The following is a 24,152-nucleotide window of genomic DNA, read 5'->3' as shown; positions in this document are numbered from 1 at the left end:
CCATGATTCGGTTCGCTGTCTTCCTTTCCTCGCTGCTCTGCGGTCTCGGCGCCTTCGCCCAGGACGCGGGTGGCAAGCTCCGCCTGCGGTCGGTCCTCCATGACCCGCTCAGCCCGCAAGCGGACCTCTACGTCCAAGACGAAAAGGGCGCGCTGGTTCCGCTCTACCTCGCGCTTGAAGGACTGACCGAGGCCCAGAACGTCCGGATCACCAACGGCAAACTGCAGCTTTTCGACTCAGCGGAATACGATCCCGAAAAGCCACTCGAGCACTTGGCGGCATCGGTCACCGTGCCTGAACGCACCAATCGCGCGATCGCCTTCCTTTTCCCCGCCGGCGAGGGCGCCAAGCTGCCCTACCGCATCCTGATGCTACCGGACGACTCGGGGGCATTCGGCAAGGGGGAGAGCCGGGTCATCAACATGACTCCTCTTGCCATGGCCATGAAGGCCGGGGAGCACAACGTGAAGCTTCCCTCCGGGAAAGTCGCCGAGGTTCCGAAGGTCACGAAACTGAACGACCTCAACCAGGCGCACACCTCGTTCTACCGGAAAGGTGAAGGTGAGACCGAATGGATCCTGATCGCCGAGCGGCCGATGCAGTTCGACAACTCGATCCGCAACATCGTGCTCGTTTATCCGATGCCGAATACCGGCATCCCGCGTTTGCGGACGATCATCGATCACGAGCTGGCCGCAGAGTAAGCGCGCCTCAATCGAAGAACCCGCGCCGCTTCTCGATCTCGCGGCGCTTGCGTTTGGTCGGTCTCCCCTGCTCGCCCTCCTTGCGGTGGCTCCGGTCGGCCTGCCACAGACGGCGCAGTTCGATGACATCTTCAGGCGTGATGTCCTCGCATGCCTCCCGGGCCAACGGCGCGCCGACCCGTCGTTCGATCAAACCGAGCACCCTCACCACCCGCGTGCCCGGGCCGTCGGAATAAGGAAGCTCCAACAACTCCCCTCCACGCAGCGTGGTCGAGGCTTTGAGCACCCGGCCGTCGCCCTTCACCCGGCCGCTCTCGCAGGCTTTCGCCGCAAGACCGCGGGTCTTGAACAGCCGGACCGCCCACAGCCACTTGTCGAGACGCACGCCCTCCATCAGGCGAGCCTCCGACGTTTCGCGGACCACCGGCGCACGCCTTCATCGGCAACCACACCGAGCAGGATCACCAGCCCGATGACCGCGAACTCGACCTGCTGCTGCTTGGGAAAGACCAGCACGATCATGTTCTTGATCACCTGCATCAGGGCGGCGCCGAGCACCACACCGAGCACCGAAACCTCGCCGCCGCGCAAGCTGCAGCCGCCGATGACCGCCGCGGCGATCGCGTAGAGCTCGTAGAAATTCCCGAAGTCACTCGGCTGGGCCGAGCCGACTTCCATCACGAACAACAGCCCGGCGATCCCTGAGAAGACCGCGCAGACGACGTAGGCGAGGATCACCAGCCGGTCGGTTGCGATCCCGCTGAACCGCGCCGCCTCCTCGTTGTTGCCCAAAGCAAGCAAGTGCCGGCCCGGAACCGTCCGGTGGAAAAAGATCGCGGCGAACACCGAGGCCACAGCGAGGATCAGGCACGGCACCGGCAGCAGGAAATCCTTGGCCCGGACCCCGATGGAAAGCGCGACCACCAAGGCCCCGAGCAACCCGAAGGTCAGCGCCTTCACATCCCGCCTGCCCTTGAGCGCCCGCCACACCGCTAGTCCGACAAGCACCAGCCCGATCGCGAGCAGGGTGAGAAACACCGGCATCGTCGGCAGCTTGCCGGTGGCGAACCACCGCATCGCCTCGAAATCACTGCCGAATCCCTGCGACTGGCTGTTGGTGACACCGCGCATCAGCCCCCGGTAGACGAGCAGACCGCACAAGGTAACCACGAACGGCTGCAGCCGGAGCTTGGTGATGAGCAGCCCATGAATGAAACCGACCAGCGCGCAGGTCGCGATCAGTACGCCAATCGCCGTAGTAGGTGACCATCCCTGGCGCGTCAGCAGCCACGGCAGCCCGACTCCGGCGAGACAAACGACCGACCCGATCGACAGGTCGATACCGCCGGTCACGATGACGAACGCGACTCCCACACCGATCAGCCCGAACAGACCGATGCGCTGCGTGAGGTTCTCTAAATTGCCCGTGCCGAGGAAGGCCGGGCTGAGAGCGGCCGTCACGCCGCACACGATCAAGAGTACCACCAGAATTCCCAATACCTTCTTCATGCGTTCCGGGTTTGTGATCCGTTTGCCGGCGACACTCCGGTCGCCAGAGCCATGACCGACTCCTCATCGGCTTCGTCGCGCGACAGCTCGCCGGCGAGACGCCCCTCGTGCATCACGAGGATGCGGTCCGCCATACCCAGCACCTCGGGAAGGTCGCTCGACACGAACAGCACCGCCTTCCCCCGCTCGGCGAGGTCTTCCATCAGGGCGTAAATCTCGTGCTTGGCACCGACGTCGACCCCGCGGGTCGGCTCGTCGAGCAGCAGCACCTTCGGTTCCATCGCCAACCACTTGCCGAGCGCGACCTTCTGCTGGTTGCCGCCGGAAAGCAGGCCGACCCGCTGATCGGGCGAGGCTTTGATCCGCATGGCGGCTCCGAGCTCACCGGCCCGCTCGCTTTCCTTCCTCGCGTTCCGGAAACCACCGGGTAACCGGTCGCCCCACGCGCAGGCCAAGCTCAGGTTCTGCGGCACATCCATTCCGAGGATCACGCCTTCGGCTTTCCGGTCCTCCGGGACCAGCGCCAGCCCCGCCGAAACCGCCTCACGCACCGAGCCACCGCGCAGATCGCGACCATCGACCGTGACCGAGCCGCCTTCGCGCCGGTCGATCCCGAAAAGCGCCCGAAGCACCTCCGTGCGACCCGCACCGACCAGCCCCGCCACACCGACAATCTCACCGGCCTTCACATCGAAACCGACTTCGTGCTCGGGGTGCGCAGGCGTGCGCAGGCCTCTCACCTTGAGCAACGGCTTGCCGGCAGTCTGAACGCGCCGCGGATAGAATTCATCGAGTTCCCTGCCGACCATCAGCGACACCATCGCATCATGGCCGATCCGATCCTTCGGCAGCCCGCCCGCGTTCCGCCCGTCGCGGAGCACCTCGACCCGGTCGGCGATCACCTCGACCTCTCCGAGCCGGTGGGAGATGTAGATCACCGCCACGCCGCGTGACTTCAGATCGCGGATCACCTCGAACAGACGCTCGGTCTCCGCCAGCGATAGCGACGATGTCGGCTCGTCCATGATCAGGATCCGGGCGTCGACCGACAGCGCTTTCGCGATCTCGACCTGCTGGCGTTTGCCGATCGGCATGCTCGCCAGGTTCGAGTCCGGGTCTCCGTCGAAGCCGGCCATCCTCAGGAACGGCTCGGCCTCGCGATGCATCCGGCCGCGGTCCACCCAGCCCAGACGTCCCGGCTCGCGACCGAGAAAGATGTTCTCCGCCACATCGAGATTGGTCGCGAGATTCAGCTCTTGGTGAATCAACGCCAAGCCCGCCGCCATCGCATCGGCCACCGACCCGAAGCTTACCGGTTCGCCATCGAGGAGGATCTCTCCTCCGTCCGGCGGTTGCACGCCGGCGAGGATCTTCATCAACGTGCTCTTGCCCGCGCCGTTCTCGCCGAGCAAGGCCAGCACCTCACCGGAGGCAAGCTGCAGGCCGACATCCTGCAGCGCCTGCACGCCGCCAAACCGTTTGCCGACGCCACGAACCTCAAGCAGCGGCGCCGAGGCCATCACTTGCCGAGCTTCTGATTCAGGTCGGCCCAGAACTCCTCAACGTTGTCCTTGCGGATCATCCGGGCAGGAACGGAGATGAAGCCGTTCTCGGGAATCACCGAGTCGTCGCCCTTGGCCAAGGCATCGAGCACCTTGATCGACTGGTAGCCATACTCGTAGGGATTCTGGACCAGCGTGCCGTAGACGTGGCCGTCGATGATCCCCTGCAGCGTTTCGTCCGCTTCGTCGAAACCGACGACCTTGACCTGCCCGAGCTTCCCGGCGGACTTCAGCGACTCGAGAATCAGCGGCGGATTGAACACGAACAGGCCGACCGCGCAGCCCAGATCCGGATGGGCGGAAAGGGTGTCATCGACATTCTGTTTGCCACGCACCCGGTCGAACTGGTCGGTCAAAGTACCGAGGATCTCGTACTTCCCTTCCTTGGGAACCTGCCCCGGAGGATCGAATCGGGTCGGATCGGGATCGCGATCGAGCAACTCGTCGATCAGCCCCTGACGACGGCCCTTGGCGTTGTCCTGCTCCAGACGGCCCATGAAAATCATCACCGAGCCACCGTCGGGAAGCGCCTCCTTCACCAGCTGGCCGCACATCCGCCCGGCCTCGTAGTTGTCCATGCCGAGGTAGAACATGCGGTCCGACTTCGGCGCATCGGAGTCGGCGGTGATCAGGCGGGTCTTGGCCGCCGCCTCGTTGATGGCGGACACCTGGTTCTCGGCGTCGATCGGGCTGATCGCGATTCCCTCGACGCCGCGGATCACCACATCCTCGAGCATTTGGTTCTGCTGGACCACACCATCGGGCATCAGCACCGAAACCTCGACACCCAGATCCTTGCCGGCCGTCTCGGCTCCGACCTTGCAGATGTCCCAGAACGACGCGACGCCATTGGTCAAAAATGCATAGGAGCGCTCCGAACCACCGTCTTCGGATTTTCCGCAACCGGACACCAATGCACCGGCAACCAAGGCCGAAAGGCCTGCAATCAGGGTTTTTTGCATGTCAAAAAACAACCGGAACACCCCGCGGGCGTCGAGCCGTTTCCTTTGTGAATTCCCTGATGTTCCGTGGAAAATCGGTCGCCGCGGCTAACGAGAATCCCCTCGCTGCCGTTTGATGGGTTGCAAGGCCCCGGACCGGGGTGATTTTCTCTCATCCGCCGTTGCCCTAGGACGGCTGAAAACCCATTCCATGACCATCCGCCAACTCTTCCCGCTGACGGCCGCGCTGACCTTGCCGCTGCAAGCCACCCAGATCGGCATCAATTTCCACAACTCGGACGTCGGCAGCGGCCATACGGTGACGGCAGGCGACGACGCCGGCCTCGCGCCCATGGACGGCTCGCTGTGGAACCAGTTCGGGTTCGCCTTCGGGGTCGCGACGCTGAATTTCAGCTCCGCCCTCAGCGACAGCGACGGAACCCCGAACGCGGCGACGGTTTCGTTCAATCTCAACCAGTCGTACGTCGGGAACAGCGGCTCCAGCGGCGGCAATCCGGGCGACCGTTCGCTGATGGCATCCTACCTCTCGTGGGATCCGGTCGATGGCACCAACCCGGAGGACACCGGCAACATCGCCATCACCGGACTCGGCAGCGACTTCACCGGTCCCGGATACGACGTCTACGTCTACTTCGACTCCAACGTGAACGACCGCACGTTCACCTTCACCCTGAACGGCGTCGCTTCCACTCCTTGCGCCGACGCCTCGACATGGAACGGAACCTACCGTGGGGCCGACGGCTTCCCGACCGATGGCAACGTCGCGGTCTTCCGCAACCTGTTGGCCACCGATCTCACGCTGGATGCGGACTCGGACACGGGCCGGGCGGCGGTCAACGCGATCCAGATCGTATCGAAAGACCATCCTGGATTCGACGCGATCCATATTGCCTTCCACAACGGCGGAACCACCGCCACGGCCATGGAACCTGCGCAGGCTCCCACCTTGCAGGGTAGCGTGGTCAATACCATCGACGACTACTGGAACAACGTCGTGAACAACGGCGGCGTCACTCTCTCGTTCACCGACTTCCCGCTCACCACGGCAACCGGTCTCGGCTCCGGCTCCGATGTCGACGGCCTCTCCGGCTACAGCGGCTTCAACGGCAACAACTGGGCCAACGGCAGCAAGGACCATGTGATGATGGAGGGTTGGTACGGCTTCCGGGACACCGAGTTCCTTCAGTTCGACAATCTGCCGGAGTCGGTGACTTCCGGTGGCTATCACGTGGTGATCTACGGTGATCCGGGCGGAGCCTTCCGGTCGATGGACTACACCATCGACGACGGCGGTGGCCCGGTGACCGGAAACCTGACGGACAACGCGGTGTTCGCCGGGAGCTTTGACGACGGAGTGAACACCGTCGTTTTCGCCGGCCTGACGGGGTCGTCCTTCAGCCTCGTCGGCAATCCGGGCGCAGGCGACCCGCGCTCGGCAGTCAACGGGATCCGGATCGTTGCCGGCGATCCGCCAAACCCTCCCCAGATCGACACCTTCGCCGCGGATGACCACTACGTGTCCCCGGGGACCACGGTCACGCTCCACTGGAATGCACCGACCTTCGACACCCTCACGCTCTCGTTCGATGCCACGACGATCGATGCCGCCGCACTCACCGCGGGTGGCCTCGGTTCCTACTCCTTCGCCGCGACGGACACGGAAGAGTTCACCCTCACCGCGACGAACGAGGAAGGAAGTGTCAGCCGGACCATCCGTGTCGGGGTCGGCCCGCCACGACCGAACATCCTGTTCTTCCTCGTCGACGACATGGGCTGGCAGGACACCTCCGAGCCGTTCTACTACAATTCCAGTGGCGTTCCGGTCGTCACCCCGCTCAACAACCGCTACCGCACACCGAACATGGAGATCCTCGCCGACCGCGGGATGAAATTCACCACCGCCTACGCGATGCCGGTCTGCACCCCGACCCGCAACTGCTGGATCACCGGGCTGAACTCGGCCCGCCACCACGTGACCAACTGGACGAATCCGGCCGGCACCGAGACCACGCAGAACTCGACGACCACCCACAACTCCCCGACCTCTTGGGAGCGCGGTGGACTTTCCGACACGCACACCACCCTGCCCTCCCTGCTCCAGAATGCCGGCTACCGCACCATCCACGCGGGCAAAGCCCACTTCGGAGCGACGGCTTACGCGAAGGAGCCGCTGAACATCGGCTTCGACGTCAACATCGCCGGCTCGGAAATCGGCCATCCCGGTTCGTATTCCGGCGACTACGGCCAGTCCTCATCACGCCCGGTCCCGGACCTTGAGGAGTATCACAACACCGGCACCCACCTCAGCGAGGCCCTGACCCTCGAGATCAACAAGGCGATCGAGGCCTCGGTGAACGATGGCTCCCCGTTCTTCGCCTACATGGCGCACTACGCGGTCCACACTCCGTTCCAGACCGACCCACGCTTCTCAGCCAACTACCCGGGCCTGTCCGGCCAGGAACTCGCCTACGCGACCTTGATCGAGGGCATGGACAAGTCGCTCGGCGACATCCTGACCAAGCTCGACCAGCTCGGCGTGGCCGAGGACACGCTGGTGGTGTTCATGTCCGACAACGGTGGAGACGCCCCATTTGCGAGCGTCAACGACTCCAATGCTCCGCTGCGCCACAAGAAGGGATCGAAATACGAGGGTGGCGTTCGCGAACCGATGATCGTCTCGTGGGCCCAGCCCGATGCCGGAAACTCCTTCCAGGCCGGGCTGACGATCCCGTCAGGCTCGCGCGAGGATGACATGGTCGCGGTCTTCGACTTCTTCCCGACCTTCGCCTCGGTGTCGGGTGTGCCATTCACCGGCGACATCGACGGCCACGACCTCACCCCCTACTTCCGTGCCGATCCGGGAACCCACCGGCCGCAGGAGCTGTTGATCCACTTTCCCCACGACCATCGCTCCGACTACTTCACGATCTTTCGCGAGGGCGATTGGAAACTCATCTACAACTACGCGAGCGACAGCTATGAGCTCTACGATCTCGCCAGTGACATTTCGGAAGGCACCGATCTTTCCGGTGTAGAACCAGAGCGTGTGATGGCGATGTCGCGCAAGATGGCCCGCCAGCTTGCCGATGCCGGAGCCCAATGGCCGACCTTCTCTTCGGGTGGACCCGATGATCCATACGCCGCGCCGAACCTGCCGGCGGTCGATGTCGACGGCGACGGCATCCCCGACAACATGGAGGATCCGAATTTCAACGGCCTCGTCGATCCCGGCGAGACCGATCCCGACAGCGACAACACCGACGGCGACCCGACGCTGGATGGTGACGAAGTGCGGACCGGAACCGATCCGCTGGATCCCTCGAGTTTCTTCCGGGTGATCCCCGAGCAGGTGGACGGTGATCTGATTCTCGAGTGGCCGTCGGCACCGGGAGCTCTCTACCGGATCGAGTCCGCCGACACACCCGACGCCGCGATCTGGGACGAGATTGCCGATGACGTCCCGGCGTCCGCTGGCACGGAGACGACCTACAATCTCGGAGCCCCCGGCCCCGAGCCGCGGAAGTTTTACCGGATCGTTTTGAAGTAGCCCGAGTGGATCTGCCGGACCGGCAGTTCCAGAAGCCCCGAAGGTGCGCAGGCGGAGCGTGCATCCTGTTGCATTCGCGGAGAGCCGCGAGGCGCCCCGCCCCTAGAAGCCCCGAAGGGGCGCAGGCAGTTAGCCACGGGGTTCACCCCGTGGTTCCGTCCATGCGAAAACATTGGAGCCCCGGAGGGGCGAGGGCGGTGCGGGACAAACCGGTTGCTCGCGACTCCGCCTGCGCCCCTCGCGGGGCTTCATGAATCTCCGAACCATCGATCCACGGGGTAAACCCCGTGGCTAAATGCCTGCGTCCCTCCGGGACTCTACGTGGCGAACGTCCCCGTCACGTCCCAATCCAATCTTTGGATCGAAGTTCGTGAGATCGTCATCGGTATCGAAAACTCCATCCGGACCTGCCGATCGCAATTCCCACTGCGGGTACGGCCCAAGTCCGAGGTAGGTATAGCGATAGTGCTTGTGCCATGGATCGTAGGGCAATTCATCGAGCATCTTGTTCCAGCGCTTCGGCTGTGGCGTATCCGTCGGTTCCACAATCAACGCCTCAAGCCCTTGACTCGTTGTCGGATAGCGTCCGGCATTGATCTCGTACATCCGCAAGCACGCCTCCAGAACGTTGAAATCGACGTCGACACGCGAGCTCTTCGTCGACACGTGAACGCTCCCGTGCCACTGCCCGATGCTATAATACCCAAGCGCCACAAACGAATCGAAGACCGCTGCGAAGGCCGCGAACTTCGCCAACTTCCTGAAGGTCGTCTTCCTCATGCTTCCCCGCGGATAAAACCCGCGGGGAACCGGATTCGCCGGTCAATCCCTCCGCGTCGCCAACTGCCCGCACCCGGCGTCGACGTCGATGCCGCGGCGCTGGCGCACGGTCGACGGCAAACCGGCGTCCTGCAGGATCCGTTGGAAGGCAACGACATTGCCCCACTCGGGCTCGCGACCGTCGTAGCCCTCCGTCGGATTCAGCGGGATCAGGTTCACGTGCACATCCATGCCCCGCAACAGTTCCGCGAGGCGATGCGCCTGCTCGGTGCTGTCGTTCACACCACCGATGAGCGTCCACGCGATGAACACCCGCTGGCGTTTGATCGCCGAGTATTCGCGGCACGCCTCCATCAACTCCGCCAACGGCCAGCGCTTGTTGATCGGGATCAGCGCTCCACGTTCCTCATCGGTTGCTCCGTGGAGGCTCACCGCCAGCGAGTAACGCTTCGGGTGCCGCGCCAGCTTGAGAATGCCGGGCACATGGCCCACCGTACTGATTGCCACCCGCGCCGCGCCGATGTTGAGGCCGCGCGTGTCGGTGATGTTGCCGAGCGCCGCCATGGTTGCGTCGAAATTGTGCAGCGGCTCGCCCATGCCCATCATCACGATATTGCGCAGCTTCTCGCCGTGGTCGCGCTCGAGGATCGCGGCGACAAGCCGGGCCTGCGCGACGATTTCCGCGGCGCTCAGGTGGCGGCGGAAACCCATCTGCCCGGTGGCACAGAACACACAGCCCATCGCGCAGCCGACCTGGGTGCTGAGGCAGGCGGTGAACCGGCCGGGGAAGCCCATCAGGACCGACTCGATCTGCTGGCCGTCGGGAAGCGCGAGGAGGAACTTGCGGGTCGTGCCATCGGCGCTGCCGGTTTCGGACACCGGCTCGAGATCCGTTTTCACACCGCCTCTCGCCGCGATCCACCGCTCGAGCGGCCCGAGGAATTCGGCCGGTTTTCCGGTCTGCAACCAGCGGAACAGCGGCAGCGTGTGCGCGGTGCTCACACCGTCGGCCCGCAGGGCGGCCGCCAGATCATCGAAAGCCAGACCCTCGAGCCCGGCGCCTTCATCTACGACATTCATCGTATCAGGACTTCCTGCCGCCTTGGCGGAAACGCGAGGGCGGCACCCGGTGGACCGACTTGAACACCCGCGAGAAGTGGAACGGGTCGCTGAAGGAAAGCTCCTCGGAGACCTGCTTCACCGAGACGTCTCCCTCAAGCAGGCGGCGGGCGGCGTGCTCCATACGCAGGCGGGTCAGGCACTGGTAGGGTGTCTCGTCCTGGAAGCGGGAAAACAGGCGGCACAGGTAGGCGGCATCGAGTTCGCAACTGCGGGCGATCTCCTCAAGCGTGGTGACCTTCAGGTGGTTGTCCTCGATGAAATCACGAACGCGGCAGAAAGTCCGGAACGCCCGCGTGTCCGCGAGACCGGCGTCGATCGCGTCCTCCTTCGCCATCACCAATGCCTGGCGGACGAGCAGGTCGCACAGCTCGTGCGACCACTTCGACCGGCGCTCGCCGCGCGAGATCATCTCGTCGAGCGCCCGCCGCATCGCATCGATCCGCGTCGACTCGAAGAGGCTGCCCGCCGGCAGCTCCAGTTTCTCAAGAAGTTCGCTGAAACCGTCGCCCCGGAAAACGGCGAAGTACTTCCGAAGGTGATGCTCGGAATCGCTGACGATCTCGTGGGGAACCCCGGGGCCGTAGATGAAACCGACTCCAGGGCGCAGCGCGGTTTCGCGATCGCCAAGCTTGAGTTTGCCGCGTCCGCCGACCACGAACTCGAGCGAATACCACTGGAATCCGGGGCGTTCGATCCGGTAGTCGGACGCGCAGCACTCGTAGCCTCCGGAGACGACGCTGCAGGATTCGCCGTCCGGATTGAACCAAAAGAGGCGGGACGACTCGACCTGCCGGGACACGTACTGCGGTGCGGCGGGATCGACGATCGCGTGGGTTGGAGAAACGCTCAAGGCAGTGGAGGTTGGGGCACGCGCCCGGTTCTCGCGGAGCGCTCGGGCGATTTTCCGATACGGACCCCGGAAGTCAAATCAATCCATTTTTGATCTTTTGAGGGATCTTCGACTCCGCTGATCATCCGGTTTCCCTCGCTATCGGCGTGACTCAACGGACGGATGCCCCAAACTGGCCGCCATGGAGGAGGAAGCGCCCGCGACACCCGGTCTGTGGCGACTGTTCAGGGCAACCTGGCGCTCGATGTTCGTGCTGCAGCTTGCTGTCCTTCTGATCGGCGCCGCGCTCGCCGGCCCGTTCCTCTCCGGATTCACCAGTCTGGCGGTCCGGGCATCGGGCAGCCCGGTGATCAATGATACCGACATTGCCGAGACCTTGCTCAGCCCCGGCGGCGTGCTGCTGATGATCCTCGTGGCGGCGGCGTGGCTGACCGTTCTGCTGTTCGGCTATGCGGCCCAGCTCGTGGCCGCCCACCGGGGAGTCCACGGTGGCGACACGCGGGCGCTGTCCTGCCTCATCTTCGTCGCACGGCACATCCGAAGCGTCACGCTGCTGTCGCTTCGCTTCATCCTTCAAACCACCGCGCTGGCCCTTCCCTTCCTCCTGCTGATCATCGGGGTGCTCTACCTGCAGCTCCGGCAACGGGATATATCGTACTACATCATCGAGCAGCCGCCGGAGTTCCTGCTGGCAGTGGCACTGACCCTCCTGCTGGCGGTCGCGATGCTGTTCGTCCTGATCCGCCACACGATCGACTGGCTCCATGCGCTGCCGCTCGTGCTTTTCCGGAACGAGACGCCGGCCAAGGCGCGGATCCACAGCAAACGGCTCGTCGCCGGCAAACGGGTGAAGCTGTTTTTCTCGCTGCTGCTCTGGGTCGTTCTCCCGCCCCTGCTGATGGCCGCCGCGAATCTTCCGTGGCCGCCCCTCCTCCTCTACTGCGCGGAGTTCGCCGAACACCGGGTCGGCCTGATTTCACTGCTGTTCGCCGTGATCCTCGGCCTGTCCGCCGGCATCGGATTCCTCATCCACTTCCTGTTCATCGCCTTCTTCGCGCTCTATCATACACGCCTCTTCATCCGGACCGGGCACGACCGGAAACCCGAAACCGCCCCCGATGAGCCGCGCAAGTCGCGACTCCCGTGGCAGATCGGAATCGCCGCCGCGGTCGTGATCCTCGGCCTCACCGCCCTGCACACCTACGACTGGCTGGAAGACCTGAAAAAGGATCGGCCGACACTGGTGATCGCCCACCGCGGAGCCTCGTCGGAAGCCCCGGAAAACACGCTGGCCGCCGTGCAGGCGGCGATCGATGCCGGTGCCGACTGGGTCGAGATCGATGTGCAGGAACACCGGAACGGCGAGATCTACGTGTTCCATGACAAGTCGTTCAGCCGCATCTCGGGAAGCGAGTCGCGTCTGCGGGAAGCGAGCGACGAGGAGCTGGCGGATACCGATATCGGGTCGTGGTTCGACAAGAAGTTCAGCGACCAGCGGACGCCGACCCTTCGCCAGGTCCTCGAGCTCTGCCGCGACAAGATCGGCGTGCTGATCGAACTGAAGTACTACGGCGGCGAGGAGAAGTTCGAGGAACGCGTGGTTTCGATCGTCGAGGCCAGCGGCATGTCGGAGCAGGTCATGCTGATGACCTTCGAGCAGGACGGACTGAAGAAGATCCGCAAGCTGCACCCGGAGTGGCCGATCGGCCTGCTGACCACTGTCAACATCGGCGATCTGTCGCAGCTGGATGTCGATTTCCTCGGCATCGGCCAAGGCGCGCTGGGCACCCAACTTGTCCGTCGCGCGGAGAAGGCCGGCATCGACATCTACGTGTGGACGGTCAACGAACCGATCGTCATGTCGTCGGTCATCAGCCGTGGTGCCGACGGACTGATCACCGACCGGCCGCGGGTCGCCCGCCGGGTCAAGGCGGCGCGTTCGGACCTGAACCCGAGCGAGCGGATGCTCATCGACCTCGCAGGTCGCTTCGGCCAGCTCGAGGCCCATCTTTCCAAATGAACCGACTCCTCAAGTTCGCGATCCCCACCCTGTGCTGCACCATCCTCCCGTCCTGCAAGCTTCTGCAGGCACCGGTCCGGGTGGCGGGAGGACTGGCGAGAGGCACGGCGCAGGTCACCGAAGCGGCCTTCAAGGCACCGGGCGAGGCGATGGAGAAGCGCAAGCAGCGGAAAGAGGCCGAAGAACGCGGGCGCGAGGCGCGCGAAAGCGCATCGAGGGGCAGCGGACCTTCGCTGTCGGGCTCCGGGGGCGATTTCGGCGGCAGTCCGTCTTTCGGCAGCGGCGGTGCGACTTTCGGCGACGGCACTCCGATCGAGGGACCCACCTCGCTCGATCCGGGTCTGCCGACGATGCCGGTACGCCCTGACGATGCACCGCTAGTCCCGGTCGGCGACGAATAGCGTGTGGGTGAACCGCTTGGCCTGCGGGTAGGCCTTCGCGCCGACTGAATCGACCCGGCGGAAATGACGGCCCAGCTCGCGGGCGAACGCCTTGTCGCGATTGGCCGACCAGAAGACGACCCTCCCGCGGCTGGCGAGCGCCGACTTCACCCGACGCAGACCGTCGCGACCATAGAGCTTGTCGTTGTCGCCCTGGACCAGCCCGTCCGGGCCGTTGTCGACGTCGAGCAGGATCGCATCGAAGCCGCCACCGGAGGCCCGGTCGATGCACTCCGCCACGTCTCCGACCCGCACCTCGACCCGCGGGTCATCCAGCAAGGCGCCATTCACCTCTCCCAGGTGCTCGCGGTTCCACTCGACGACTTCCGGCAGCAACTCGGCAACCGTCACACACACGTCCGGGCCGCCGATTTCGAGCACCCTGCGCAGAGTGAACCCGAACCCGAGCCCGCCGATCAGAACCCGTCGCGGCTTTCGCTCGCAGGCCAGCTCCGCCATCCGCTCCTCGGATGCGGTGGCGATGGTGCTCATCAAAGTGACGCCGCCAATCTTGAGGAAGTGGTCGCCGTCGTGCTCCTGCAGCACCATCGGCGAGCCGTCGGGTGAACGACAACTCGCCAAGGTCGTGGTCGGCTTCATCCGATCGCCGCAAACCCCTCAGGGCTTCTTTTCCCGCTCGTGCGGAATCGGAGCCGGCTTCATCGCGCGGAACTTCTCGAGGTCCGGCAGCGGGATCCGCGGGTTCGGCTTGTTGTATTTGTCGAGGTTGGCGTTCAGCTCGTCTTCGGTGAGCGGTTTGGAATTCACGCCGGCCTCGGGGACATCCATGCCCGCCATCCAGACGACCGCGTTGAGCACCACCGTGCGGAACGAATCGATCGCCCAGTTCTGGTGGTAGTGACCGCCGGTGAATCCGACACCGCGTCCGCCGTCCTCGCGCTCGATGCCCCACATCAGGGTCTGCGGCTTGCCCATGCCATCGGCTCCGTACCAGTTCCACATGTTGATGTAGCGCTTCATCCGCTCGCGGGTCGGCACCGCGGTCACCAGGTCGAGCACCTTGTCGCGGTCATCGAGGAAACGCATGTGGTAGTAGAATTCGTCGAAGCTCTCGAACTTCCCGGGCACCCCGCGGGCGATCGGGTGGCCGGGCATCACTTCCAGTTCCGCCAGCCAGTGCGGGTTCACCGACCAGTTGTCCTCATGGCAGGCGCCGATCCAGCCGCGCTGGTACTTGTCGGCCATCTCCTTGCTCGGGTGCACGGCGTAGTGCATGCACATGATGCCGGTCCCCTTCTTCGCGAGTCCGTCGAGATACTCCCACTCGCCCTGGATCGCGCTCGATGCATCGCAGTAGATGACGATGCCGTCCGCGCCATCGAGGACCTCCTTGTTTTTCGCCCACTCGACACCGACCACCTCGGCCTTCACGTCCAGCCCGCTCTGCTCGTTGAGGGCCTTGGCGAGAAGCATGCTCCCGGCGCGGAACTCATGCTCGCCGGAAGCGTGGCTGCGGTTGCCCGCGATGAAGACGATCTTCGTGGTCTCGGCCGCGGCGAAGGGACTGGCAGCAAGCACCGACAAGCCGATGGACATCAGGAATTTGGGAACGGTCATGGGGCTGATTCTTACGCCGCGAATCGGCCGTCCTTCCAGCCCCGATCGTCACGAAAACACTTTTCCTCCTAGCCATCCCCCGGGATCGGATTGAATATGTAAGCGCTCAATTCGTTCCAATCCTTAGAATCATGAAATACAAAATCCTCACTCTCGCTGCCGTCGCCCTGATGCCCGTGACCACCAACTCGTGCATGACGACCTACGACCAGTACGGAAATCCGGTCCAATCGGTCAGCCCCGGCGGAGCGGCCGCAATCGCCGCCGGCGCCGCCGCACTCGGTGTGGCTGCCGGACGCAGCTACCGCGGCAACGACGTTTACTACTACGGCGGACGCCCTTGCTACTACCGCGGCGGACGCCGTTACTACGTGCCCCGCGGTCACCGTTGGTGATCGGCCTCAGGCCAACCTGCACAGAACTTCCGCGCCTTCCCGAAGCTTGTCGTCGGGAACGGTGTAGCAGATGCGGAAGTGCGTGTCCTGCTCGCTGAACACCCCGCCCGGGATGATGAGCACGTTGTTGGCGATCGCCTGCTCGACGAAGCTCGTCCCGGTGTGTCCGTCCGGTGCCTTTGCCCACAGGTAGAAGGCCCCGTCGGGCGGACCGATCTCGAAATGCTCACCGAGAATCCCGACCATCAGGTCGCGCTTGTCGCGGTAGGCATCGATGTACGGATGCAGGTCGACCTGCGGGCACGCCAGCGCGGCGAATTGCGTGACCGCCGGCGCGCACACGAAACTGTACTGCTGCACCTTGGTCATCGCCTGGATCACGTCGGCCGGACCACAGGCGTAGCCGAGCCGCCAACCGGTCATCCCGTATGCCTTCGAGTGGCCGGCGAGCACCAGCGTGTCCTCGTAGATCTCGGCCATCGAGACCATTTCGACATACGCGAAGCGTCGGTAGATTTCGTCGCTGACCACCAGCACGCCATGCTTCCGGCACACGGTGGCGATGCCCTCAAGCTCCTCACGGGAGAAAATCCGGCCGGTCGGGTTGCCGGGTGAATTGAGGAGCAGCAACTTCGTCTTCGGAGTGATCAGCGACTCCAACCGCTCGGGATCGACCCCGAAATTGCTGCCGTAGGTGTCGAGATAGACCGGCTTCCCGCCGAACAATCGGACGAGGTGCTTGTACATCACGAAATACGGATCGGGCACGATCACCTCGTCGCCCTCCTCCACCAAGGCGAGCAGTGCCAGGAACAGTCCGCCGCTGACGCCCGAGGTGACCAGCAGTTCCGACTCGCTCCACTCGCGACCGGTGAATTCCTTCTCCTCCTCGAACAGAACCTGACGCAGCTCCGCGGCGCCTTGGGTCGGGGTGTAGGCATTGCGCCCTGCATCGATCGCCTCGTGGGCCGCCTTCTTGACTTCCGGCGGCACGTCGAAGTCCGGCTGGCCGATCGAAAGGTTGATCGGATTCTTCATCGACCTCGCCAGATCGAAGACGCGACGGATTCCGGAGGCATCGATGCGGTTGGTACGTTGGGCGAGTCTGGACATGTCCGCTCTCTGCCATGTCGCGCGCCGCTTGACCAGTCCGTCCCCCGCTATCGCGGAGTGGCATCACCGGCTTCCGCTGATATTCTGCGCCCGCACCCCCTCCTCGCACTCCCCTTGCGTTTCCTTCCCGTCATCCCCTGCCTGCTGGCCAGGCTCGCGACCGCGGCCCCGGTGATCGTCAATCCGGGCTTCGAAAGCGATCTCGACGGATGGACGCATTCAGGCGTCGCGATTGAGACGACCGATGTCCACGAGGGGCTCAAAAGCGTCGATCTGCAAGGCGGCTGGATCGAGCAGGCCGTGACCGGCTTGACCCCCGGCCAACCCCACCTGCTCTCCTTCGCGTATCAGGACACCACAGAAAGCAGCAACGTCCTGTCCCACGCCGCCATCACGATCGACGGGATCGAGATCGCCACGATCCACAACGGGCAGAGCAACGACACCGCTTACGGCAAGGAAAACGAGTTCGTGAGTTGCAACGTCTTCGAGTTCGTTCCGGCATCCGCCACCGCGACCCTGCGGGTGGAGACGCTCGACTCCGCCAGCGAGGGATTCCGGGTCGATAGCTTTTCGGTGACCTCAGGCACGACGCCGCTGCCGCCATCGGCACCGTGGGCGTCGCTCGACGTCATGACGGACGCACGCGGCGGCCGGCAGCTGGTCAACGGCGGATTCGAAAGCACGCTGGCCCCCGCTGCGGGAGATCCGTGCAATGCGGGCCCCGACTACAACCCGCACGTCTCCGGCTTCGCCCTGCCCGGCTGGCGGGTCACTCAGGAAAATGTGGATGTGCTGTTCGCCAGCGGCTCGATCACGGTGGCCGAAGGAAGCCGGGCATTGGACGTCGGCGGTCACGGTCCCGGCGGCATCGCCCAGACCGTTACCGGACTCGTTCCGGGCGCCGTCTACACACTGTCCTTCGAGCACGCCCGTCACATCTACTGGGGAACCGACGACATGACCGGCGAACTCCTCTCGAACGGCCGCATCGTCGCCGATTTGGTCCGAACCATCGACCAAGACTGGAACGATGGATATGAAATCAGGGAAGTGCCGATGCTCGCCGACAGCACCGGCAGCCTGACTGTCGAGATCCGTTCCACCGTCACCGACCGGGGCGGCAACATCATCTACGACGACATCCGCCTGAGCGAAGGTGGGGACGCCCTATCCGCATGGGCCGCGTTTCACGGAGTGACTCCGGATGGAGCGAACCACGACGATGATCCTTTCGACAATGTCTTCGAGTTCCTCCTCGGGCTCGATCCACTGGCAAGCGATTCGCTGATCGTGCCACAGGCCAACGGCGGCGCCATCACACTTGAGATACCGCTCAACGGGGCCGCGCTGGATCAAGGCTACGACCTCCAACTGCTCGCCAGCACCGACCTTGTGAGCTGGCCGGACGCCGCCACTCTGGGCGTTACCGTTTTCAGTGACACTTCCGGGCCGAGCACCAGCGGCAGCCGCACCTATCAGATGCCTTCCGGATCCGGGCGGTTGTTCCTGCGCATGCAGAGAACCGATCCGTGATCAGGAGACCACCGCAAGCGCCCCGGCAAGGTCGCCGAGCGCGCAACCGACGGACTTGAAGAAGGTCACCTCTTCTGCGGTCTTCCGTCCCTGGGCCGAACCGCGACAGAGATCGGCAAGTTCGCCTTCGACCCGGTCGAGATCGAAGACTCCCTCGGTGACCGGGACAAGGATCTCGCCCGCCTCTTTGAAACAGTTGGCGCGTGTGTCGACAAACACCCGCGACTTGAGAACCAGATCGGTGTCGCACTCCCGCTTGTCGGCGTGGTGGTTTCCGAGACAGTCGACATGAGTGCCCGGACGGATCCAGTCGCCGCACAGCAGGATGTCCGGCGAACCGGTCGCCGCCACCACGATATCCGCCACCTCGCAGGCCGGTTCGATGGCCTCGACACCGACAATCTCGACGCCCTCGATCTCCGAATCGAGGGCGCTCGCCAGGTTGCGGGCTTTCTCCGCATTCCGTCCCCAGATCATCACCCGCTTCAGCGGGCGGACACTCGCATGCGCGCGGATCAGATAAGGCACCAGCTTGCCGGTTGCCAGAATGAGAAGGGTCGATGCGTCATCGCGGGACAGGAAGCGTGACGCCAGTGCCGACACCCCCGCAGTGCGCCAGTAGGTGACCGAGGTGCCATCGACCAACGCCAGCGGCGCGCCATGCTGACGGTCGAAGACGAGGATCTTCGAGTACAGCGACGCGTGCGGGGGACGGTTCTCGGGGAAATACGTGAACGCCTTGAGGGCAATCACCCGGTCATTCCAAGCGGGCAGCATCGCGAAGGCATCGTGACCTTCACCGGGTGCCAATGGCAGCACCTGACGCGGGGGCATGGTGAAGTCGCTGGCAAAGGCCTGCTCCAGTTTTCCGATGAAGTCCGGGTAGGAAAGGGCCGCTTCGACGTCCTCCGATGAAAAAATTCTCATGCCCCGGTACAAACGGATCTCCGGCTTCCCGTCAACCGCCGGAATCCATTCCGCCCGCCCGGCTCCCCATCCGATCCGGCCTGCAGCGGATGTGCTCCGAGAATGCCGAAATCCACCAAACCGAGAATGACTCCGCCGGTTGAGCATCTTTCAAACGGAGTGTCCGATATCTATTTGCAGAACTCCATCCGGACGAGACGGTTGTAGTGATGAAAATCCCCCTACTTACCCTCCTGTTGACGGCGACAGCCGCCCTTGCGTCGGACTGGGCGACGCTCTCGAAGATCGGCGACGAGATCGAACTGAAGAAAGGTCAGACGGCCCTGATCGTTTCCGTGTCGGAGCCGTCGTACTTGTCGGTCAAGGACTCGACATGGTCATCGCGTGATCTGCGGGTCCGCCCGTATCGCAAGGACTTCCGTGTCTGGGAGTCGCGTCGCGAGGACTACCCCGGAGAAGTCGAAGTCGGCTGGCGCCAGCCGTTCGTCGTCTCCGGCCCCTGCAAGCTCCGGCTCGGCACTGACTCGGTCGTGACCCTCCGCATGATCGGCGGGCCGCCGCGCAGGTAAGCTCAGCCCCAGCCGAAAGCACGCTCGAAGGTCCAGTAGAGACCGACGAGCGCGATCGCCGCGGAAGCCACCACGGCGACCGGACGCATCCGCTTCTGAACCGCTTGGTCGACGGCATCGGGTCCGTCCGCACGGACCTGCTTGCGCACGATTGCGGCGAGAATCAGCCACACGGCGAATGCGATTGCCAGCACGGCGACTTGCGCCACTTCGACACCTACGTTGAAGCCGACCAACGGAACGAGAAGCGCATCACTCGGCAATTCCAGTTCCTGCATCACGGAGGCGAAGCCCATCCCGTGCAGCAGACCCAGCGCGAAGACGAAGAACACCCGCCAGGGCTTGAGTTCGCGCACCCAGAGGTTCTCGATGCCGACGTAGGCGATGCTCAGCGCGATCATCGACTCGACGAAGCGCGGGTTGATCGTGAAGACCCCGAGCACCACCAATGCAAGCGTGATGGAATGCGCCAGGGTGAAGGCAAGACTCTGAGAAAGCAGGGGGCGGATTCTCGGCTTCAGGAAAAACAGGCCGAGGATGAACAGGATGTGATCGAGTCCCAGAGGAAGGACGTGCTCGAAGCCGGCAACAATCCAACCGAACAGCGCCACTTCTTCCGACTTCTTAGGACCCGCGACCGGATCGATTTCAAGCAACCCGATGGGATCGTCGTGCGGGGCGATCCGCATCACGCGTCGAGCCGGCGGCTTTCCTTCCCTCGGGATGACGACATCGATCGTCAGCGGTTGGTCCTCCGGGTCCTTCCAGACCAACTCCAGCGCCCCGCCGTCACCGGCCGGATAATCGCCCTGCAACTCGATTTGGACCACGGCATTGCCATCCCGATTGAGCTCCAGCTCAGGAGGCACCGATTCGAAACCCGGGAAGGCCATCGAGAAATCGAGACGTTCTCCATTCAGGGTGAGCACCAGGCTCTCCTTCATGAAAACGGACAGCCTCTCACGCATCGCGGTGAAATCCGCTTCATCCAGAGTTGCGAGCCACTCCTTGCCCGCGCTGTTCGGATCGCCCGGCTGGCCCGGCGGCACCTTCGCACCGTCTTCGGGATAGGCCGCCCATGCATCGATCCAAACCGTCGCTTCCCAACTGGAGGGCGATGACTGGATCTCGGCATTCACCTGGTCCATCGAGTGCGCCGAAACCGAACCGACCGACAGCCAACCCATCACGAGCCAGATGGCCGCCCGCCCGATGATCCGCTCCGCCATTTCCATGCAACGACAGGGACGCACGAGCCCACTCCAGCCTTTCGGCCAATCCTCTCATCGTGCGACGCAGGCCGAAGATGATCCCCGTGTCCTCTCAGGGCGATCACCGGACACCGTGCATTCTGAGCGACGGACATAAGTTCCGCATTTCCCTTTCCCCGGTCCGCCGAGCCGCCTAACACAGCGCCCCCATGCAGCAGCAGCCGCGACCCGGACAACGTTGGATCTCGACCTCCGAGCCCGCCCTCGGACTCGGCGTCGTGGTCGAGGTCCCGCACGGCCGCGTGCAGATTGTCTTCCCCGCCGCCGAGGAGACGCGGCTCTATGCGCTGGAGAACGCGCCGCTCGTCCGGGTCCGCTTCAAACCCGGCGACCGGATCGCCGCCCGCGAAGGCGCCGAGTTCACCGTGACCGGTGTCACCGAAACCGACGGCATCCTCCACTACGAAGGTGCCGATACCCCGGTCGACGAAGGTGACCTGCTCGACTCGCTCAGCTTCACCTCGCCGGAAGAGCGGTTGCTCGCCGGCCTGTGCGACGATTATCGCGAGTTCGACCTGCGGCGCCGGGTGCTGAAGTGGAACACGCGAATCCGACGCTCACCGGTGCGCGGCTTCTGCGGCGCGCGGATCGACCTCATCCCGCACCAGCTGGCGATCGTTTCCGAAGCCTGCTCGCGGCTTCATCCACGCGTAATGCTTGCCGACGAAGTCGGTCTCGGCAAAACCATCGAGGCCTGCCTGATCCTTCAGCACCTCCATCTGACCGGTCGCGCGGAACGCATCCTGATCCTCGTTCCCGAGCCGCTGATCCACCAATGGTTCGTCGAGCTCCTGCGCCGCTTCAACCTGCTGTTCGCGATCTTTGATGAGGCCCGCTGCCGCTCAATCACCGAACACCAACCGAAGGCGAACCCGTTCTCCGACTCGCAGCTGATCCTCGCCCCGGTGCCCCTGCTCGCCGAGAGCCCGGAACGGGCCAAGCAGGCGCGCGACGCCGGCTTCGACCTGTTGATCGTCGATGAGGCCCACCACCTCGAATGGTCGCCGGACGAAGTCTCGCCGGAGTATGCGGTCGTCGAAGCGCTGGCCGCCACCACGCCGTCCCTGCTGCTGCTCACCGCGACTCCGCAGCAACTCGGTCCCGAAGGACACTTCGCACGACTGCGCCTGCTCGATCCCGATCGCTACGGCGACCTCGCCGCCTTTCTCGGAGAAGCGGAGGCCTACGCACCGCTGGCGGAGACGGTCGAGGCTCTGAAGTCGGGCGGGATGCCGGAGGATCTCGACGCCATCGCGGAACACTCGCCTGCCACCCGCTCGCTGCTCGACCGCCTGCGTGGTGGCGATGAAACGGCGCGCGACGAACTGGTGTCCGAACTGATCGACGGCTTCGGCACCGGCCGCGTGCTGTTCCGCAACACCCGGCGCCAGCTGACCGGCTTCCCCGGTCGCGAACCGCACCTGCATCCGTTGGAGGAGGGTGAGTCGCCGTATTCGTGGCTGGCATCCTTGCTGAGATCGCTGCCCGAGGACGAAAAGGTTCTGCTCATCACCGGCAGCCCCGAAGCCGCCATCGCGGTGCGGGAAAAGCTGCTGGAGGAAATCCATGTCGAGTCGGCGCTCTTCCACGAAGACCTGTCACTGATCCAGCGCGACCGCAACGCGGCGTGGTTCGCCGATCCGGCGGGCGCACGGATCCTGATGTCATCGGAGATCGGTAGCGAGGGACGGAACTTCCAGTTCGCGCGACACCTCGTGCTGTTCGGATTGCCTCGTGATCCCGAACTGCTCGAGCAACGGATCGGGCGCCTCGACCGGATCGGCCAGACCGGCACGATCCACATCCATGTTCCCTACGGTGTCGGCAGCGCGTCCGAGTATCAGGCGCGATGGTTGCACGAGGGGCTCGATGCCTTTTCGCACCCGCTGCGCGGCGCGACGACCCTCGCCGAGGAACTGCTGCCGGAACTTGACCAAGTGATGCAGTCGCTCGACGCGGCGGCTTTCGACAAACTTCTCAAGAAGAGCCGCAAACGCTGCGGCGAGGTCGCCGAGCAGCTCGACTCCGGCCATGACCGGTTGCTTGAACTGAGCGCGCCGGCTCCGGAAGTCGCGGCCGGACTGATCGAGCAGATTGAAGAACACGACGAGGACGCGTCGTTCGAGCGCTTCGTCATCCGGCTCTTCGACCGCCTCGGTCTCGATGTCTCCGACCTCAGCACCCGCACCTACCAGCTCGCCCGCGGCCAGCGTCTCAGCGAAGCCTTCGCCGACCTGCCGGACGACGGGATCTCCGCGACCTTCGACCGCGAGACCGCGCTCGCCCGTGAAGACCTTCAATTGCTCACCGCCGACCACCCGATGGTGCGCGGATCGGTCGATCATTTCCTGACCTCCGAAACGGGAAACGCGACCTTCGCGCGATGGGAAAGCGGTCTCGGCAAGGGCATCCTGCTCGAGGCGTGCTTTATCCTCGAAACGCTCGCGCCCGGGCGGCTGCACCTCGACCGCTTCCTCCCGCCGACCGCGATCCGCGTCGCGCTGGACCATCAGGGCAAGGACCTCACCGAGGCTCCCAAACCCGCGATGCTGCTGCCTGGCGACGCCCGCCGGCTCGTCACCCAACCGGCCTTCCGCAACGGCATCTTCCCCGAGATGATCAAGCAGGCACGCGCACTCGCCGAGGCCCGCACCGAGGAGCCTTTGGCCAAAGCCCGGGAAGCGGCCGAGTCGCGGATCCGCCACGACATCGACCGTCTCAAGGACCTCGCCGCCCGCAATCCGCAGGTGACGCCCGACGAAATCGCGGGCCTCGAGCACTTCCTCGACGAGACCCTGCAGGCCCTCACCTCCCCGCGTCTCCGACTCGACAGCTTGCGCGTGATCTGGCGAACTTGAGGCTGATGGCCGAGAACCCCTACCGGACTCCGGAAGCCACGCACGTCGAGTCACTCGAGGATATCGGGATCGACAAGTTGCGGCTCGTGGCGATTTGCACGTCGCTTCCGGTGGTCCTCGTTCTCTCGACGCTCCTTGTCGTCCGCTCGAAGTTCGCGCGCATCTTCGAAGAAATGGAGGCAGCCGAATTGCCTTGGCTCACCGTCGCGTTCCTCGGACTTCCGGGCACGATGCTGATCGCGGTCGGCTTGTTTTTCGCCGTCTATCTCTTCGTCCGGGCGATCCGCGGCGAGCCGGTCAGGGGAACCATTCTGACCTTCCTCGTCTTTCTCCTGCTCATCGCCGGCCTCAGCGCCTTCGCCATCTATCTGCCGCTGCAAACGGTCCTTCTCGATGTCGGGCCGTGATG

General features: G+C 64.3%; 21 protein-coding genes. 9 read left to right on the top strand and 12 right to left on the bottom strand.

Annotated elements, in window-relative coordinates; genetic code table 11:
- Positions 1-2: 2 nt before the first annotated feature.
- On the top strand, positions 3-704 hold the full coding sequence (locus tag HAHE_RS13420; protein ID WP_338685124.1) for a hypothetical protein: 702 nt from the start codon (positions 3-5) through the stop codon (positions 702-704).
- A 7-nt stretch (positions 705-711) separates the two neighbouring features.
- Here the strand turns inward: HAHE_RS13420 and HAHE_RS13415 are convergent, their stop codons facing one another.
- From HAHE_RS13415 to HAHE_RS13400, 4 genes are read right to left on the bottom strand one after another with little or no spacing between them, the layout of a single operon-like run.
- A complete protein-coding gene (locus HAHE_RS13415; protein WP_338685123.1) occupies positions 712-1,128 on the bottom strand; it encodes an RNA-binding S4 domain-containing protein in 417 nt (138 codons plus the stop codon).
- Entirely contained in the window at positions 1,098-2,213 is a 1,116-nt protein-coding gene (locus tag HAHE_RS13410; protein ID WP_338685122.1) for an ABC transporter permease, read from the bottom strand. The genes HAHE_RS13415 and HAHE_RS13410 overlap by 31 nt, the downstream gene beginning before the upstream one ends.
- Entirely contained in the window at positions 2,210-3,733 is a 1,524-nt protein-coding gene (locus HAHE_RS13405) for a sugar ABC transporter ATP-binding protein (RefSeq protein ID WP_338685121.1), read from the bottom strand. Before HAHE_RS13405 ends, HAHE_RS13410 begins: the two co-directional genes overlap by 4 nt.
- A complete protein-coding gene (locus tag HAHE_RS13400; RefSeq protein WP_338685120.1) occupies positions 3,733-4,737 on the bottom strand; it encodes a sugar-binding protein in 1,005 nt (334 codons plus the stop codon). The genes HAHE_RS13405 and HAHE_RS13400 overlap by 1 nt, the downstream gene beginning before the upstream one ends.
- A gap of 190 nt (positions 4,738-4,927) precedes the next feature.
- Between HAHE_RS13400 and HAHE_RS13395 the strand changes: the two genes are divergently transcribed.
- The gene (locus tag HAHE_RS13395) at positions 4,928-8,284 is read left to right on the top strand and encodes a sulfatase-like hydrolase/transferase (protein ID WP_338685119.1); all 3,357 of its coding nucleotides are present in this window, start codon (positions 4,928-4,930) and stop codon (positions 8,282-8,284) included.
- A gap of 291 nt (positions 8,285-8,575) precedes the next feature.
- On the opposite strand, the gene HAHE_RS13390 is transcribed toward HAHE_RS13395, so the two are convergent.
- Genes HAHE_RS13390 through HAHE_RS13380 form a run of 3 tightly spaced genes read right to left on the bottom strand, consistent with a single transcriptional unit; the run spans position 8,576 to position 11,036 of the window.
- Complete coding sequence (locus HAHE_RS13390; protein WP_338685118.1) at positions 8,576-9,064, bottom strand: type II secretion system protein GspG; 489 nt, start codon at positions 9,062-9,064, stop codon at positions 8,576-8,578.
- Positions 9,065-9,106: 42 nt separating this feature from the next.
- Positions 9,107-10,144, bottom strand: coding sequence for a 23S rRNA (adenine(2503)-C(2))-methyltransferase RlmN (rlmN, locus tag HAHE_RS13385; protein WP_338685116.1), 1,038 nt, complete (start codon positions 10,142-10,144; stop codon positions 9,107-9,109).
- Between the two features lie 4 nt (positions 10,145-10,148).
- Positions 10,149-11,036 (bottom strand): AraC family transcriptional regulator, encoded by an 888-nt coding sequence (locus tag HAHE_RS13380; protein ID WP_338685115.1) that lies wholly within the window; start codon positions 11,034-11,036, stop codon positions 10,149-10,151.
- Between the two features lie 181 nt (positions 11,037-11,217).
- On the opposite strand from HAHE_RS13380, the gene HAHE_RS13375 reads away from it, so the two are divergent.
- Positions 11,218-13,056, top strand: coding sequence for a glycerophosphodiester phosphodiesterase (locus HAHE_RS13375; RefSeq protein WP_338685114.1), 1,839 nt, complete (start codon positions 11,218-11,220; stop codon positions 13,054-13,056).
- Positions 13,053-13,457: a hypothetical protein gene (locus HAHE_RS13370; RefSeq protein ID WP_338685113.1), complete on the top strand. Its 405-nt coding sequence runs from the start codon at positions 13,053-13,055 to the stop codon at positions 13,455-13,457. The genes HAHE_RS13375 and HAHE_RS13370 overlap by 4 nt, the downstream gene beginning before the upstream one ends.
- On the opposite strand, the gene HAHE_RS13365 is transcribed toward HAHE_RS13370, so the two are convergent.
- Both HAHE_RS13365 and HAHE_RS13360 read right to left on the bottom strand, forming a co-directional pair.
- Entirely contained in the window at positions 13,434-14,096 is a 663-nt protein-coding gene (locus HAHE_RS13365) for a hypothetical protein (protein WP_338685112.1), read from the bottom strand. The two genes, HAHE_RS13370 and HAHE_RS13365, sit on opposite strands and share 24 nt — an antisense overlap.
- A gap of 18 nt (positions 14,097-14,114) precedes the next feature.
- Positions 14,115-15,074, bottom strand: coding sequence for a ThuA domain-containing protein (locus tag HAHE_RS13360; protein ID WP_338685110.1), 960 nt, complete (start codon positions 15,072-15,074; stop codon positions 14,115-14,117).
- Between the two features lie 131 nt (positions 15,075-15,205).
- On the opposite strand from HAHE_RS13360, the gene HAHE_RS13355 reads away from it, so the two are divergent.
- Positions 15,206-15,469 (top strand): hypothetical protein, encoded by a 264-nt coding sequence (locus tag HAHE_RS13355; protein ID WP_338685108.1) that lies wholly within the window; start codon positions 15,206-15,208, stop codon positions 15,467-15,469.
- 6 nt (positions 15,470-15,475) lie between these two features.
- Here HAHE_RS13355 and HAHE_RS13350 read toward each other — a convergent pair whose 3' ends face one another.
- Entirely contained in the window at positions 15,476-16,582 is a 1,107-nt protein-coding gene (locus HAHE_RS13350) for a pyridoxal phosphate-dependent aminotransferase (RefSeq protein WP_338685107.1), read from the bottom strand.
- Between the two features lie 114 nt (positions 16,583-16,696).
- Between HAHE_RS13350 and HAHE_RS13345 the strand changes: the two genes are divergently transcribed.
- A complete protein-coding gene (locus HAHE_RS13345; protein WP_338685106.1) occupies positions 16,697-18,118 on the top strand; it encodes a hypothetical protein in 1,422 nt (473 codons plus the stop codon).
- On the opposite strand, the gene HAHE_RS13340 is transcribed toward HAHE_RS13345, so the two are convergent.
- On the bottom strand, positions 18,119-19,045 hold the full coding sequence (locus tag HAHE_RS13340; RefSeq protein ID WP_338685105.1) for an ornithine cyclodeaminase family protein: 927 nt from the start codon (positions 19,043-19,045) through the stop codon (positions 18,119-18,121).
- Positions 19,046-19,254: 209 nt separating this feature from the next.
- Here HAHE_RS13340 and HAHE_RS13335 point away from each other — a divergent pair, with 209 nt between their 5' ends.
- Positions 19,255-19,614, top strand: coding sequence for a hypothetical protein (locus HAHE_RS13335; protein ID WP_338685104.1), 360 nt, complete (start codon positions 19,255-19,257; stop codon positions 19,612-19,614).
- Between the two features lie 2 nt (positions 19,615-19,616).
- Here HAHE_RS13335 and HAHE_RS13330 read toward each other — a convergent pair whose 3' ends face one another.
- Complete coding sequence (locus tag HAHE_RS13330; protein ID WP_338685103.1) at positions 19,617-20,867, bottom strand: HupE/UreJ family protein; 1,251 nt, start codon at positions 20,865-20,867, stop codon at positions 19,617-19,619.
- Positions 20,868-21,034: 167 nt separating this feature from the next.
- Here HAHE_RS13330 and HAHE_RS13325 point away from each other — a divergent pair, with 167 nt between their 5' ends.
- Both HAHE_RS13325 and HAHE_RS13320 read left to right on the top strand, forming a co-directional pair.
- A complete protein-coding gene (locus tag HAHE_RS13325) occupies positions 21,035-23,743 on the top strand; it encodes an SNF2-related protein (RefSeq protein WP_338685101.1) in 2,709 nt (902 codons plus the stop codon).
- Positions 23,744-23,748: 5 nt separating this feature from the next.
- A complete protein-coding gene (locus tag HAHE_RS13320; protein ID WP_338685100.1) occupies positions 23,749-24,150 on the top strand; it encodes a hypothetical protein in 402 nt (133 codons plus the stop codon).
- The last annotated feature ends 2 nt before the right edge of the window (positions 24,151-24,152 follow it).

The sequence above is a fragment of the Haloferula helveola genome, assembly GCF_037076345.1.
Classification (GTDB): Bacteria; Verrucomicrobiota; Verrucomicrobiia; order Verrucomicrobiales; family Akkermansiaceae; genus Haloferula; species Haloferula helveola.
The sequence above is the reverse complement of the archived record's forward strand: the minus strand, read 5'-3'. Positions and strand labels throughout refer to the sequence as shown.

Bases quoted from the DNA above. Each gene is read 5' to 3' on its own strand.
- HAHE_RS13335 (WP_338685104.1), top strand. From the start codon at position 19,255: ATGAAAATCCCCCTACTTACCCTCCTGTTGACGGCGACAGCCGCCCTT.
- HAHE_RS13395 (WP_338685119.1), top strand. From the start codon at position 4,928: ATGACCATCCGCCAACTCTTCCCGCTGACGGCCGCGCTGACCTTGCCG.
- HAHE_RS13400 (WP_338685120.1), bottom strand. From the start codon at position 4,737: ATGCAAAAAACCCTGATTGCAGGCCTTTCGGCCTTGGTTGCCGGTGCA.
- HAHE_RS13365 (WP_338685112.1), bottom strand. From the start codon at position 14,096: ATGAAGCCGACCACGACCTTGGCGAGTTGTCGTTCACCCGACGGCTCG.
- HAHE_RS13420 (WP_338685124.1), top strand. From the start codon at position 3: ATGATTCGGTTCGCTGTCTTCCTTTCCTCGCTGCTCTGCGGTCTCGGC.
- HAHE_RS13340 (WP_338685105.1), bottom strand. From the start codon at position 19,045: ATGAGAATTTTTTCATCGGAGGACGTCGAAGCGGCCCTTTCCTACCCG.
- HAHE_RS13405 (WP_338685121.1), bottom strand. From the start codon at position 3,733: ATGGCCTCGGCGCCGCTGCTTGAGGTTCGTGGCGTCGGCAAACGGTTT.
- HAHE_RS13360 (WP_338685110.1), bottom strand. From the start codon at position 15,074: ATGACCGTTCCCAAATTCCTGATGTCCATCGGCTTGTCGGTGCTTGCT.
- HAHE_RS13375 (WP_338685114.1), top strand. From the start codon at position 11,218: ATGGAGGAGGAAGCGCCCGCGACACCCGGTCTGTGGCGACTGTTCAGG.
- HAHE_RS13325 (WP_338685101.1), top strand. From the start codon at position 21,035: ATGCAGCAGCAGCCGCGACCCGGACAACGTTGGATCTCGACCTCCGAG.
- HAHE_RS13410 (WP_338685122.1), bottom strand. From the start codon at position 2,213: ATGAAGAAGGTATTGGGAATTCTGGTGGTACTCTTGATCGTGTGCGGC.
- HAHE_RS13370 (WP_338685113.1), top strand. From the start codon at position 13,053: ATGAACCGACTCCTCAAGTTCGCGATCCCCACCCTGTGCTGCACCATC.
- HAHE_RS13390 (WP_338685118.1), bottom strand. From the start codon at position 9,064: ATGAGGAAGACGACCTTCAGGAAGTTGGCGAAGTTCGCGGCCTTCGCA.
- HAHE_RS13320 (WP_338685100.1), top strand. From the start codon at position 23,749: ATGGCCGAGAACCCCTACCGGACTCCGGAAGCCACGCACGTCGAGTCA.
- rlmN (WP_338685116.1), bottom strand. From the start codon at position 10,144: ATGAATGTCGTAGATGAAGGCGCCGGGCTCGAGGGTCTGGCTTTCGAT.
- HAHE_RS13350 (WP_338685107.1), bottom strand. From the start codon at position 16,582: ATGTCCAGACTCGCCCAACGTACCAACCGCATCGATGCCTCCGGAATC.
- HAHE_RS13355 (WP_338685108.1), top strand. From the start codon at position 15,206: ATGAAATACAAAATCCTCACTCTCGCTGCCGTCGCCCTGATGCCCGTG.